Origin of the sequence: Streptomyces sp. SCUT-3 (genome assembly GCF_014083985.1) — a bacterium.
Lineage (GTDB): Bacteria > Actinomycetota > Actinomycetes > Streptomycetales > Streptomycetaceae > Streptomyces_H > Streptomyces_H thermolineatus.
In genome coordinates, this window is sequence record NZ_CP046907.1 from 2,770,577 (window position 1) to 2,785,266 (window position 14,690).

1 protein-coding gene and 2 pseudogenes are annotated in these 14,690 nt (G+C 73.7%); all 3 read left to right on the top strand.

The genetic code is table 11. From position 1 onward, the window contains the following. Nucleotides 1-192: 192 nt before the first annotated feature. A pseudogene (locus GQS52_RS12235) lies at nt 193-9,299 on the top strand (amino acid adenylation domain-containing protein); the annotation flags it as partial. 340 nt (nt 9,300-9,639) lie between these two features. Beyond that, nucleotides 9,640-14,244 (top strand): annotated as a pseudogene (locus GQS52_RS27745) (condensation domain-containing protein); the annotation flags it as partial. Then, nucleotides 14,193-14,594 carry a phosphopantetheine-binding protein gene (locus tag GQS52_RS12260; RefSeq protein ID WP_182313490.1) on the top strand — a complete coding sequence of 134 codons (402 nt, stop codon included), beginning with the start codon at nt 14,193-14,195 and terminating at the stop codon, nt 14,592-14,594. The pseudogene GQS52_RS27745 and the gene GQS52_RS12260, both read left to right, overlap by 52 nt. The last annotated feature ends 96 nt before the right edge of the window (nt 14,595-14,690 follow it).

The window sequence follows — 14,690 nt, forward strand, 5'->3', positions numbered from 1 at the left end:
GGCACGTCGGCCCCCTCGCCCGCCCGCCGCGTCCCTCGCCGCCCCTGCACGTCCCGCGCCGTCCCGCACGATCCGCGCCGCCGGCCCGGCCGGCGGCCGCGACCCATGCCCGTACGAAGCCGTGCCCGGGTGCAGCACGCTCTCCTGCCTCACCGCGGCACGGCTCACCGCGAACAATGAGGAGTAGGAACCGTGGCTTCTGACCGGAACGCAGGCCGTACCGTCCCCCCGGCCGGCCGTGCGGGCGACACGGGGCCCCGGACCCTGCCGGAACTCTTCGCCGCGCAGGCCGCACTGCGGCCGGACGCGACCGCGCTCGTCGGCGGGCGCGAACGGCTGACCTACGCGGAGCTGGACGCGCGGACCGCTCGGCTCGCCCGCGCCCTGCGGGCCGAGGGGGTGGAGCGGGGGACGTTCGTGGGCGTGTGCCTGGAGAGGGGCACCGGACCGGTGGTCGCGGCGCTCGCCGTCATGCGCGCGGGCGGGGCGTACTTACCGCTGGACCCGGCGTACCCGGCCGACCGCCTGCGGTACATGGTCGAGGACTCGGGGGTGGAGGTCGTCGTCACCCAGCGGTCCGTCGCGGGCTCCGCCCCCCGCTCCGGCCGCCGGCTGCTCCTCGACGACCTGCCCGGCGAGGCGGCGGGAGCGGGGGCCGGGGCGCGGACGGGGACGCGGGCGGGCGGGGACGCCGGGGCGGCGGCGCAGGAAGTGCCGCTGGGCCCCGACGACGCCGCCTACGTCATCTACACCTCCGGCTCCACCGGCCGCCCAAGGGCGTGGTGGTCACCCACCGCGGCATCGCCGACCTGGCCCGCACCCAGCGGGTCCGCATGAACGTCCGGCCGGAGTCACGGGTGCTGCAGTTCGCCTCGCCCAGCTTCGACGCCGCCGTCTTCGAGCTGTGCATGGCCCTGCTCAACGGCGCGGCCCTGGTCGCGCCGGACCGGCCCGTCGGGCTGGCGGGCGGCGAACTGGCCGACGCCCTGCGCCGCCACCGGATCACCCACGTCACCCTGCCCCCGGCGGTCCTGCCCACCGTCCCCTCCACCGACCTGCCCGACCTGGTGTCGATGATGGTCGCCGGGGAGGCCTGTTCCGGCGAGCTGGCCGGCCTGTGGTCGCAGGGGCGCGACCTGTTCAACGGCTACGGGCCGACCGAGACCACCGTCTGCGCCACCATGAGCGAGCCCCTGAACGGCGACGGCACACCGCCCCTGGGCACCGCCGTGGACGGCACGGCCGTCCGCCTCCTCGACGCCCACCTGCGCCCGGTACCCCCCGGCGCCACCGGCGAACTCTACGTCGCCGGCGAAAGCCTGGCCCGCGGCTACTGGAACCGCCCCGCCCTCACCGCCGAACGCTTCGTCGCCGACCCCTACGGCCCACCCGGGGCCCGCATGTACCGCACCGGCGACCTCGCCCGCCTCACCCCCGACGGCACCCTCCACTTCACCGGACGCACCGACCACCAGGTCAAGATCCGCGGCCACCGCATCGAAACCACCGAAATCGAAACCGCCCTCACCAACCTCCCGGACATACGCCAGGCCGTCGTCACCGTGCGGGAGGACCAACCCGGGATCCGGCGCCTCGTCGGATACGCCGTCCCCGAACCCGGCACCACACCCGACACCGCCGACCTGCGCACCGCACTCGGCACCACCCTCCCCGACTACATGGTCCCCGCCGCCGTCGTCCTCCTCGACACAATCCCCCTCACCGTCAACGGCAAGATCGACCGGGAGGCCCTTCCCGAGCCGGTGATCGAGGCGCCGGGCGGCGAGTACACCGCCCCGCGCGACGCGACCGAGCAGGCCGTCACCGAGGTGTTCGCCGAGGTGCTGGGCGTGGAACGGGTCGGCGTCCACGACAACTTCTTCGACCTGGGCGGCGACTCGATCCTGGCCGTGCGGGCCCTGTCCCGCATCGAGTCCCGGCTCGGGGCGACCGCCGACCGGCGCGTGTTCTTCGAACGCCCCACCGCGGCCCTGCTGGCGGCCGGCGGGCTGCGCACGGCCGACGCCGCCGTCACCCCCGTCGACCCCGCCGACCGCGGCGGGCCGCTGCCCCTGTCCTCCGCGCAGCGCAGGCTGTGGTTCCTGCACCAGTACGAGGGCGGCTCCGCCGAGTACTACACCGGCAGCGCCCACCGGCTGCGCGGCCCCCTGTCGGTACCCGCGCTGCGCGCCGCCCTGACCGCGCTCCCCGAGCGGCACGAGGCGCTGCGGACCACGTTCCACGAGGTGGACGGCAGCCCCGTGCAGCGGATCGCCGACCCGGCGGACGCCCCGGTGGCCCTGGAGGAGGCCGACCTGTCCGGGCTGCCCCCGGCGGACCGGGAGACCGCCCTGCAGGACCTGCTGCGGGCCGAGACGGAGAAGCCGTTCGACCTGGCCCGCGGGCCGCTGTTCCGCACACTGCTGGTCCGGCTGGCCGAGGACGAGCACGTGCTGGTGCTGAGCGCCCACCACATCGTCAGCGACGGCTGGTCGCTCGGCGTCATGACCGGGGAGCTCGAGGCGCTCTACCGCCTGCACACCGTCGCCGGAACGGTTCCGCCGCCCGAACCGCAGCTCCAGTACGCGGACTTCGCGGTCCGGGAACAGGAGAGGGAACGGGCGCGGAGGGAGCAGGAGGCGCGGGAGGAGGACCGCGGCCGGACGGGTTACTGGGCCCGGCAGCTGGACGGACTCCAGCCGCTCCCGCTCCCCACCGACCTGCCCCGCCCCGAAGTGCGCACCACCGCCGGGGCCGTCCACCGCTTCGTCCTCCCCGCGGACCGGACCGCAGCGCTCAAGGAACTGGGACGCCGGCGCGGCGCCACCCTCTTCATGACGCTGACCGCGCTGACCCAGCTGCTGCTGGCCGCCTCGTCCGGGAGCAGGGACGTCGCCCTCGGCGTCGCCTCCTCCGGCCGGGACGACCGCCTGACCGAGGACATGGTGGGCTTCTTCGTGAACCCGCTCGTGATCCGCTGCGGGCCGCGGCCGTCGGACACCGTCGAGTCCTTCCTGGACGGCGTGCGCGGCACGGTGCTGGACGCCTTCGCCCACGAGGTGCCCTTCGACCGGCTGGTGGAGGAGCTGGCCGCCGAGCGCGACCCGAGCCGCACCCCGCTGTTCCAGGTCATGATGGTGCTGCAGAACACCCTGCCCCGGCACGTCGGGCTGCCCGGCCTGGACGTCACGGACGTCCAGCTGCCCCGCACCTCGTCACTGTTCGACCTGGTGCTGGAGTTCGAGGAGCGCGACGGCGGGCTGCGGGTCTCGGTCGAGTACAACACCGACCTGTTCCTGCCCTCCACCGTCGACCGGCTCGCCGACCGCCTGCGCCGCCTCGTCGACCTCGCCACCGAGGACCCGCGGCGACGGATCGCCGCACTGGACCTCCTCGACGGCGACGAGCGGAAGCAGCTGGAGACGTGGACGGGCCGCGCCCCCCAGGGCCCCTCGTCCACCGTCCCCGAACTGTTCGCCGCCGCGGCCGCCGCCGCGCCGGACGCGCCCGCGGTCACCGGGCCGCAGGGCCGGCTCACCTACGCCGAACTCGACGCGTACTCAGAACAGTTGGCCGGGCGGCTGCGCGCCCTCGGCGTGGGACGCGAGACCCCCGTGCTGCTGGTCCTCGAACGCGGGATCCACGTCGTGGTGTCGATGCTCGCCGTGCTGCGCGCCGGCGGGGCGTACGTCCCCGCCCACACCGGCCACCCCCTCGAGCACGTCCGCCGGCTCGCCGAGGACACCGGGGCGCTGTGCGTCCTCACCGACGCCGCCTCCGCCGACCGGGTGCCGCGGGACGACGGGCGCCCGGTGCTGGTGCTCGACGGAACCGGCCTCCCGGCCACGGACGAAGGCACGACGGGCGCGGGCGGGACGGGCGCGGGCGAGGCAGGCGCGGGCGAGACGCTGCCGGGCGACGCGGTCGCGTCGCCGGAGCAGCTGGCGTACGTGATGTTCACCTCGGGCTCCACCGGCACCCCCAAGGGCGTCTCGGTGACCCACGAGGACATCGCCCGCCTCGCCGCCGACAGCCACTGGCGCACCGGCCGCCACGGCCGGGTCCTCTTCCACTCCTCGCACGCCTTCGACGCGGCCACGTACGAGATCTGGGCGCCGCTGCTGTCCGGCGGCACCGTCGTCGTCGCCCCGCCCGGGCAGCTCGACGCGGAGGCGTTCGGCGCCCTGACCCGCGAGTACGGGGTCGATGCGACGTTCCTGACCACCTCCCTGTTCAACCTGTACGCCACCCAGAAACCGGACTGCTTCGCCGGTATGCGCGAAGTGCTCACCGGCGGCGAGGCCGCGAACCTGCCCGCGGTGCGCCGGGCCGCCGCCGCCTGCCCCGAGACCCTGGTGACCAACGTCTACGGCCCCACCGAGACCACCACCTTCGTCACCCGCCGGCCGGCCTCCGACGACCTGGAGGGGCTGCGGAGCCTGCCCATCGGCTCCGGCCTGGACGACACGGTCCTGCACGTGCTCGACGACCTCCTCCGGCCGGTGCCGCCCGGGGTGACCGGAGAGCTGTACGCGGGCGGGGCCGGACTGGCCCGCGGCTACTGGAACCGCCCCGGCCCGACCGCCGAACGGTTCGTCGCCGACCCCTACGGCCCGCCCGGGGCCCGCATGTACCGCACCGGAGACCTGGTCCGCCGCAACGCGCGGGGCGAGCTGGAGTACCGGGGCCGGGCCGACGGCCAGGTGAAGATCCGCGGCTTCCGCATCGAACCGGGCGAGGTCGAGGCCGCGCTGCTGGACCTGCCCGAGGTCGCCGAGGCCGCCGTCGTGGTCCGCGGGACCGGCACGGGCGGCCGGAGGCTGGTCGGCTACCTCGTGTACGAACAGGACCTCGCGGCACGGCCGGACACCGAGTCCGTACGGGCCCGCCTGGCCGAGCGGCTGCCCGAGTACCTGGTGCCCCCGGTCCTGGTGCCGCTCGACGCCATGCCGCTGAACAGCAACGGCAAGGTCGACCGGCGTGCCCTCCCCGAGCCCCGCCCCGGCGACGGGGCGGCAGCGGCGGACCGTACGGCTCCGCGCAACGAGACGGAGCGGGTGCTGGCCGGGGTGTTCGCCGAGGTGCTGGGCGTGGAGCGGGTCGGCGTCCACGACAACTTCTTCGACCTGGGCGGCGACTCGATCCTCAGCATCCAGGTCGTCTCCCGCGCCCGCCGCGCCGGACTCACCCTCACCTCGAAGGACGTCTTCGTCCGGCAGACGGTCGCCGCCCTGGCGGAGGCCGCCTCCGTCACGGAACCGGCAGGAACGGCGGGGACGGACGCCTCTGCCGCCGACCGCGGTCCGGTGACGGGCGAGGTCGCGGCCACGCCGATCGTGCGGTGGTTCTTCGACACCCACCCCCAGGCCCCCCACTTCAACATGTCGGTCATGGTCGAACTGGACGACGGGTTCGACGTCTCCGTGCTGCCGCGCGCGCTGGCCGCGCTGCTGGAGCACCACGACATGCTCCGCCTGCGCGCCGTCCCCGACACCTCCCGCCCCGGCGGCCGCCGCCTCCACATCCCCGCCCCCGACACCACCAGCACCGGCACCGGCACCGCGTCCGGCACCGAGGCGGCCGGCGGCCTGCTGCACACCGTCGACCTGACCGGCGTCCCCGCCGGAGAACTCGACGCCCGCACCGCCCGCGCCTGCGCCGACGCCCAGGCCTCCATGAACCTCGAACACGGCCCCCTGCTGCGCGCCGTCCTCCTCGACCACGGACCCACCGCCCCCCGGCGCCTGCTCCTGGCCGTCCACCACCTCGTCGTCGACGGCGTCTCCTGGCGCATCCTCCTCGACGACCTCACCACCGCCTGCCGGCAACTCACCGCCGGACAGCCCGTCGACCTCGGCCCCCGCACCACCCCCTTCCAGCACTGGGCCCACCTCCTCACCCAAGCCACCGCCCAAGGCCGGTTCGACGACGAAACCGACTACTGGGCGAAGGCTGTCGAGGGCGTTCCCGTACGGACACCGGTCGACCTGTCCGGCCCCAACACCATGGGATCCCAGGAGTCGGTGACCCTGTCACTGTCGGTGGAGCGGACGCGGGAGCTGCTGCACGAGGTCCCCCCGGTCTTCCGCACCCGCATCAACGACGTCCTGCTCACCGCCCTGGCCCACACCCTCGGCCACTGGACGGGGCACGACCGCACCCTCGTCAACCTAGAAGGCCACGGCCGCGAAGACCTCTTCGACAACGTCGACCTCACCCGCACCGTCGGCTGGTTCACCACCCTCTTCCCCCTCGCCCTGCCCACCAACAGCGCACACGACTGGGACACCCGCCTCAAAACCACCAAGGAAACCCTCCGCGCCGTCCCCCACCACGGCCTCGGCCACGGCGCCCTCCACCACCTCACCAACAACATTGGCACCGGCACCGGCAGCAAGGACCACCCGCAGCCCCGGATCAGCTTCAACTACCTCGGCCAGTTCGACACCGCCACCGAGGACTCCTCCTTCTTCTCCTCCCTCACGCTCAACGCCGGCGGGGAGTACGCGCCGCAGGAGGAGCGGCCGCACCTGATCGACGTGGTCGCCCGCGTCGTGGACGGACGCCTGACCGTCGACTGGGCCTACTCACGCAACATCCACCACCACGACACCGTCGCCGCCCTCGCCCGCGACTACCTCACCGCCCTCGAAGACCTCCTCCAGCACTGCCTGAACCACCCCACCGGAGGCACCACCCCCTCCGACTTCCCCCTCGCCCGCCTCGACCAGCCCACCCTCGACCGCCTCAACCTCGGCCGGAACGTCGAAGACGTCCACCCCCTCACCCCCATGCAGCAGGGCATGCTCTTCCACACCCTGCTCGAACCCGACTCGCCCGCCTACCTGGAGCAGGTCTCCTTCGTGCTCGACGGGGTGACGGACGTCGAGGGGCTGGCGCGGGCGTGGCAGACGGTGGTGGACGCGACGCCGGTGCTGCGCAGCAGCGTCGTGTGGGAGGGGGTGGACGTCCCGCTCCAGGTGGTCCACCGCGAAGTGCGGTTCCCCGTCACGGTCGAGGACCGGCGGGGGTTGTCGGAGGACAAGCAGCGGGCCGCACTGCGCGAGTTCCTCGCCCGCGACGAGGCCGCCGGCATCGACCCCACCACACCCCCGCTCTCCGCGTCGCCCTCGCCCGGCTCACCGACACCCGCGTGCAGATCGTGTGGACCTTCCACCACCTCCTGCTCGACGGCTGGAGCCTCCCCCTCGTCATGGCCGACCTGTTCACCGCCTACCGCGGCCAACCCCTCCCACCCGGCCACCCTTCCGCAACCACCTCGCCTGGCTCGCCCGACAGGACACCCAAGCCGCCCACACCCACTGGCGAAACGTCCTCGACGGCTACGACACCCCGTCCCCCTCCCCTACGACCGCACCCCCGACGACCCCCGCACCGCACGCTCCACCGCGAAGGTCGTCACCGAGCTGCCGGCCGGGGCGTCCGACGCGCTGCACGTCTTCGCCAGGCGCAACCGTCTGACGGTGAACGCCGTGGTGCAGGGGGCGTGGGCGCTGCTCCTCGCCGCCCACTCCGGCCGCACCGACATCGTCTTCGGCGCCACCACCTCAGGCCGCCCCGCCGACCAACCCGACGCCGAACACACCATCGGCATCTACATCAACACCCTCCCCGTCCGCACCACCATCGACCCCACCACCACCGTCACCCACTGGCTCCACACCCTCCAGAACCAACAAACCGAAGCCCGCCACCACGACCACCTCCCCCTCACCCACATCCACCACCACACCCCCCTCCCCACCGACACCCCCCTCTTCGACAGCCTCGTCGTCTTCGAGAACTACCCCGTCGACGAAAACACCGCCCGCACCCACCACCTCACCGTCCACGACACCACCGCCAACGAAGCCACCAACTACCCGCTGACGCTCGCGGCCTACGACGGCCGGACCGTCGGCTTCCACCTGCGGTACGACCCGCACCTCTTCGACGCCTCCACCGCCGAGCGGCTCCTGGACCGTCTGGTCCACCTGCTGGAGGCGCTGCAGGCCGCCCCGGAGGCCCGGCTGGCCGCCGTCCCGTTCCTGACCGCGGCCGAGCAGCGGGAGTTCGCCGCGCAGGCGCTGCCCGCCAGGAACGGCGACGGCCGGCAGGACACCCTGGTCGGGCTGTTCGCCGAGCAGGTCGCCCTGCGCCCGGACGCCGTCGCTGTCGCCGTGGCCGACGCCGACGCCGACGCCGACGCCGACGGGCGCGGGGAGCTGACCTACGCCGAACTCGACGCGCGGTCGGACCGGATCGCCCGCGCCCTGCTCGACCTGGGAGTGACACGGGGGTCGTTCGTCGGCGTGTGCCTGGAGCGCGGCCCCGACCTGACCGCGTCCTTCCTCGGAGCGGTGAAGGCGGGCGCCGCCTACCTGCCGCTGGACCCGGAGTACCCGGCCGAGCGCCTGCAGTACATGGTCGACGACTCGGGGGTGGAGGTCGTGATCACCCAGCGGTCCGTCGCGGACGGCGTCCCCGCCACTCCCCGCCGGCTGCTCCTGGACGACCTGCCGGACCCGCAGGGCTCACAGGAACCGCAGGAGTCGCAGGACCCGCAGGGCGGGGATGCGGCCCCGCGGGTGCTTCCTGCCCTGGACGACGCCGCCTACGTCATCTACACCTCCGGCTCCACCGGCCGCCCCAAGGGCGTGGTGGTCACCCACCGCGGCATCGCCGACTTCGCCCGCACCCAGCGGACCCGTCTGAACGTCCGGCCGGAGTCACGGGTGCTGCAGTTCGCCTCGCCCAGCTTCGACGCGACCGTCTTCGAACTGTGCATGTCGCTGCTCAACGGCGCGACGCTCGTCGTCCCCACGCGGGCCAGGCTCGTCGGCGACGAGCTCGCCCGGGTCCTGCGCGAGCAGCGCGTCTCGCACGCCCTGCTCCCCCCGGCGGTCCTGCCGACCCTGTCCGCCTCCGAACTGCCCGGCCTGACACACCTGATGGTCGGCGGGGAGGCGTGCTCCGGCGAGCTGGCCGGCCTGTGGTCGCAGGGACGCGACCTGCACAACTGCTACGGGCCGACCGAGACGACCGTCTGCGCCACCATGAGCGAGCCGCTGAACGGCGACGGCACACCGCCCCTGGGCACCGCCGTGGACGGCACGGCCGTCCGCCTCCTCGATGCCCACCTGCGCCCGGTACCCCCCGGCGCCACCGGCGAACTCTACGTCGCCGGCGAAAGCCTGGCCCGCGGCTACTGGAACCGCCCCGCCCTCACCGCCGAACGCTTCGTCGCCGACCCCTACGGCCCACCCGGCACCCGCATGTACCGCACCGGCGACCTCGCCCGCCTCACCCCGACGGCACCCTCCACTTCACCGGACGCACCGACCACCAGGTCAAGATCCGCGGCCACCGCATCGAAACCACCGAAATCGAAACCGCCCTCACCAACCTCCCGGACATACGCCAGGCCGTCGTCACCGTGCGGGAGGACCAACCCGGGATCCGGCGCCTCGTCGGATACGCCGTCCCCGAACCCGGCACCACACCCGACACCGCCGACCTGCGCACCGCACTCGGCACCACCCTCCCCGACTACATGGTCCCCGCCGCCGTCGTCCTCCTCGACACAATCCCCCTCACCGTCAACGGCAAGATCGACGCCAAGGCGCTGCCCGCACCCGACTGGGACGGGGCGGCAGCGGCGGACCGCACGGCTCCGCGCAACGAGACGGAGCGGGTGCTGGCCGGGGTGTTCGCCGAGGTGCTGGGCGTGGAGCGGGTCGGCGTCCACGACAACTTCTTCGACCTGGGCGGCGACTCGATCCTCAGCATCCAGGTCGTCTCCCGCGCCCGCCGCGCCGGACTCACCCTCACCTCGAAGGACGTCTTCTCGGGTCAGACCGTGGCCGCCCTGGCGGAGGCCGCGGTGCACGACCGGGACACCACCGTGCCCGCCGACCGCGGTCCGGTGACGGGCGAGGTCGCGGCCACGCCGATCCTGCGGTGGTTCTTCGACACCCATCCCGAGGCCCCCGACCACTTCAACATGTCGGTGCTGCTGGAGCTGTCCGAGGACCTCGACGTCTCCGTGCTGCCGCGCGCGCTGGCCGCGCTGCTGGAGCACCACGACATGCTCCGCCTGCGCGCCGTCCCCGACACCACCCGCCCCGGCGGCCGCCGCCTCCACATCCCCGCACCCGACACCACCAGCACCGACACCGGCACCGAGGCGGCCGGCGGCCTACTGCACACCGTCGACCTGACCGGCGTCCCCGCCGAAGAACTCGACACCCGCACCGCCCGCGCCTGCGCCGACGCCCAGGCCTCCATGAACCTCGAACACGGCCCCCTGCTGCGCGCCGTCCTCCTCGACCACGGACCCACCGCCCCCCGGCGCCTGCTCCTGGCCGTCCACCACCTCGTCGTCGACGGCGTCTCCTGGCGCATCCTCCTCGACGACCTCACCACCGCCTGCCGGCAACTCACCGCCGGACAGCCCGTCGACCTCGGCCCCCGCACCACCCCCTTCCAGCACTGGGCCCACCTCCTCACCCAAGCCACCGCCCAAGGCCGGTTCGACGACGAAACCGACTACTGGGCGAAGGCCGTCGAGGGCGTTCCCGTACGGACACCGGTCGACCTGTCCGGCCCCAACACCATGGGATCCCAGGAGTCGGTGACCCTGTCACTGTCGGTGGAGCGGACGCGGGAGCTGCTGCACGAGGTCCCCCCGGTCTTCCGCACCCGCATCAACGACGTCCTGCTCACCGCCCTGGCCCACACCCTCGGCCACTGGACCGGACACGACCGCACCCTCGTCAACCTAGAAGGCCACGGCCGCGAAGACCTCTTCGACAACGTCGACCTCACCCGCACCGTCGGCTGGTTCACCACCCTCTTCCCCCTCGCCCTGCCCACCAACAGCGCACACGACTGGGACACCCGCCTCAAAACCACCAAGGAAACCCTCCGCGCCGTCCCCCACCACGGCCTCGGCCACGGCGCCCTCCACCACCTCACCAACAACATTGGCACCGGCACCGGCAGCAAGGACCACCCGCAGCCCCGGATCAGCTTCAACTACCTCGGCCAGTTCGACACCGCGGCCACCGGCCGGGGGCTGTTCACCACCACCGACCTCAACGCCGGTGGGGAGTACGCGCCGCAGGAGGAGCGGCCGCACCTGATCGACGTGGTCGCCCGCGTCGTGGACGGACGCCTGACCGTCGACTGGGCCTACTCACGCAACATCCACCACCACGACACCGTCGCCGCCCTCGCCCGCGACTACCTCACCGCCCTCGAAGACCTCCTCCGGCACTGCCTGAACCACCCCACCGGAGGCACCACCCCCTCCGACTTCCCCCTCGCCCACCTCGACCAGCCCACCCTCGACCGCCTCAACCTCGGCCGGAACGTCGAGGACGTCCACCCCCTCACCCCCATGCAGCAGGGCATGCTCTTCCACACCCTGCTGGCGCCGGACTCGTCCTCGTACTTCGAGCAGACGATCCTGTCCCTGGAGGGGGTGACGGACGTCGAGGCCCTGGCGCGGGCGTGGCAGACGGTGACGGACGCGACGCCGGTGCTGCGGTCGTTCGTCGTCCACCAGGGTCTGGCGGAGCCCGTGCAGGTGGTGCTGCGGGACGTCACCGTGCCGGTGGTGACCGAGGACTGGCGGGGGTTGTCGGAGGACGAGCAGCGGGCCGCACTGCGCGAGTTCCTCGCCCGCGACGAGGCCGCCGGCATCGACCCCACCGCACCCCCGCTCTCCCGCGTCGCCCTCGCCCGGCTCACCGACACCCGCGTGCAGATCGTGTGGACCTTCCACCACCTCCTGCTCGACGGCTGGAGCCTCCCCCTCGTCATGGCCGACCTGTTCACCGCCTACCGCGGCCAACCCCTCCCCACCGGCCACCCTTCCGCAACCACCTCGCCTGGCTCGCCCGACAGGACACCCAAGCCGCCCACACCCACTGGCAAAACGTCCTCGACGGCTACGACACCCCCGTCCCCCTCCCCTACGACCGCACCCCCGACGACCCCCGCACCGCACGCTCCACCGAGCGGGTGGAGTGGGTGCCGCCGGCGGAGTTCTCGGAGGCGCTGCACGACTTCGCCAGGCGGCGCAGGATCACCCTCAACACGGTGGTGCAGGGGGCGTGGGCGCTGCTCCTCGCCGCCCACTCCGGCCGCACCGACATCGTCTTCGGCGCCACCACCTCAGGCCGCCCCGCCGACCAACCCGACGCCGAACACACCATCGGCATCTACATCAACACCCTCCCCGTCCGCACCACCATCGACCCCACCACCACCGTCACCCACTGGCTCCACACCCTCCAGAACCAACAAACCGAAGCCCGCCACCACGACCACCTCCCCCTCACCCACATCCACCACCACACCCCCCTCCCCACCGACACCCCCCTCTTCGACAGCCTCGTCGTCTTCGAGAACTACCCCGTCGACGAAAACACCGCCCGCACCCACCACCTCACCGTCCACGACATCACCGCCAACGAAGCCACCAACTACCCGCTGACCCTGAGCGCGTACTCCGGCGACCGGCGGTTCCGGCTGATCCTCGGCTACGAGCCGAAGTGCTTCGACGAGCCGACCGTGCGCGGGCTCCTGGAGGACCTCGGGCGCATCGTGGGCTCGATGGTGGAGGCGCCGGACGCGCCGCTGGGCCGGCTGTCCGTGAGGCTGCCGGACGCCGCGGAGGAGGCCGCCGCCGACGGCGGCACCACGGACCTGCCGGACCGCACGGTGCACGAGCTGTTCGCCGAGCAGGCCGCCCTGCGCCCGGACGCCGTCGCCGTCGCCGACCCCGGCGGGCACGGGGAGCTGACCTACGCCGAACTCGACGCGCGGGCCGAGGCGTTGGCGCGCCGCCTGCGCGGGGCGGGGGTGGGTCCGGAGTCCCGGGTGCTGCTGCTGATGCCGCGTTCCGCGCAGGTCGTGGTGGCGATGCTGGCGGTGCTCAGGGCGGGCGGGGCCTACCTGCCGGTGCACGCGTCCTTCCCCGCCGAGCGGGTCGCCGGGCTGCTGGAGGACTCCGGGGCGGTCGCCGTGGTCGCGGACGTCTCGATGCTCGACCGGCTCCCCGACCCGCCGGTGCCGGTACTGGTCCTGGACGCCGCCGACCCGGAGACCACCGGCCCGGACGTCACCGGCCCGGACGCCACCGGCCCGGACGCCACCGGCCCGGACACCGCCGGCCCGGACACCGCCGCGGAGCGGGTCCCGGCGTCCTCCGCCGCGTACGTGATGTTCACCTCCGGCTCGACCGGTCGCCCCAAGGGCGTGGTGGTCACCCACCGCAACGTGGTGGCGCTGGCGGCGGACCGCCGCTGGGGGCAGGGGCACGAGCGGGTGCTCATGCACTCGCCGCACGCGTTCGACGCCTCCACCTACGAGGTGTGGACGCCCCTGCTGTCCGGCGGGACCGTCGTGGTCGCCCCGCCCGGCGACCTGTCCGCGGACCTGGTGCGCGGATGCTCCGCCGGGGAGCACGGGATCACCGCGATGTTCCTCACCACCGCCCTGTTCGACCTGCTGTCGCAGCAGGACCCGGAGTGCTTCGCCGGGCTGCGGGAGGTGTGGACCGGCGGCGAGGCCGCCCGCCCCGCGTCCTTCGCCCGGGTGCGGGAGCACTGCCCGGACACCGAGGTGGTGCACGTCTACGGCCCGACCGAGACGACCACCTTCGCGACCTGCACCCCGATCGGCCTCGACGAGGCGCTGGCCGGGGAGGTGCCGATCGGCCGGCCGATGGACAACACCCGCGCCCTCGTCCTCGACGCCTTCCTGCGCCCGGCGCCCACCGGGGTGCCCGGCGAGCTGTACGTCTCGGGGGAGGGCGTGGCCCGCGGGTACGAGAACCGGCCCGGCCCGACCGCCGAGCGGTTCGTCGCCGACCCCTTCGGCCCGCCCGGGTCCCGCATGTACCGCACGGGGGACGTGGTCCGCCGCAACGCCGACGGGCGGATCGAGTTCATCGGCCGGTCCGACGGCCAGGTCAAGGTCCGCGGCTTCCGCATCGAGCTGGGGGAGGTGGAGAACGCGCTGGCGGGCTGTTCCGGTGTGGCCCGGGCGGCCGTCACCGTGGCCGAGTCGCCCTCGGCGCCCGGCACCTGGTGGGCCACCTGCTGCCCGACGGCGGCAGCAGCGGCGGCGACGGGAGCGACAGCGGCAGCGGCGGCGACGGGAGCGGCCCGGACACCTCGGCGGTGCGCGCCGAGCTGGCCGCCGTCCTGCCGTCCTACATGGTGCCGTCGGTGCTGATGACCGCCGCGGACCTCCCGCTGACCCCGAACGGCAAGGTGGACCGCCGGGCCCTGCCCGCCCCCGACTGGTCGCGCCTGTCCGAGGACCGCTACGTGGCGCCGAGCACGCTGACCGAGGAGACGCTCGCGCAGATCTGGGCGGAGGCGCTGAACGTGGCGCGGGTGGGTGCCGAGGACAACTTCTTCGAGATCGGCGGCGACTCGCTGCGCAGCATGCAGATCACCGGTGCGGTCGAGGCGGCGTTCGCCGTGCGGCTGCCCCACCGGACCCTGTTCGAGCACCAGAGCCTGCGGGCCTTCGCCGAAGCGGTCGAGGACGCCGTCCTCGCCGAGATGGAGGGCTGATCCGTGGACCGGAACGCGGCCGGGCACTCCCGCGACAACGACCCGATCCCCTTTGTGGACCCACCGGTGGAGGACCGCGCCATGAACGTCGACCCC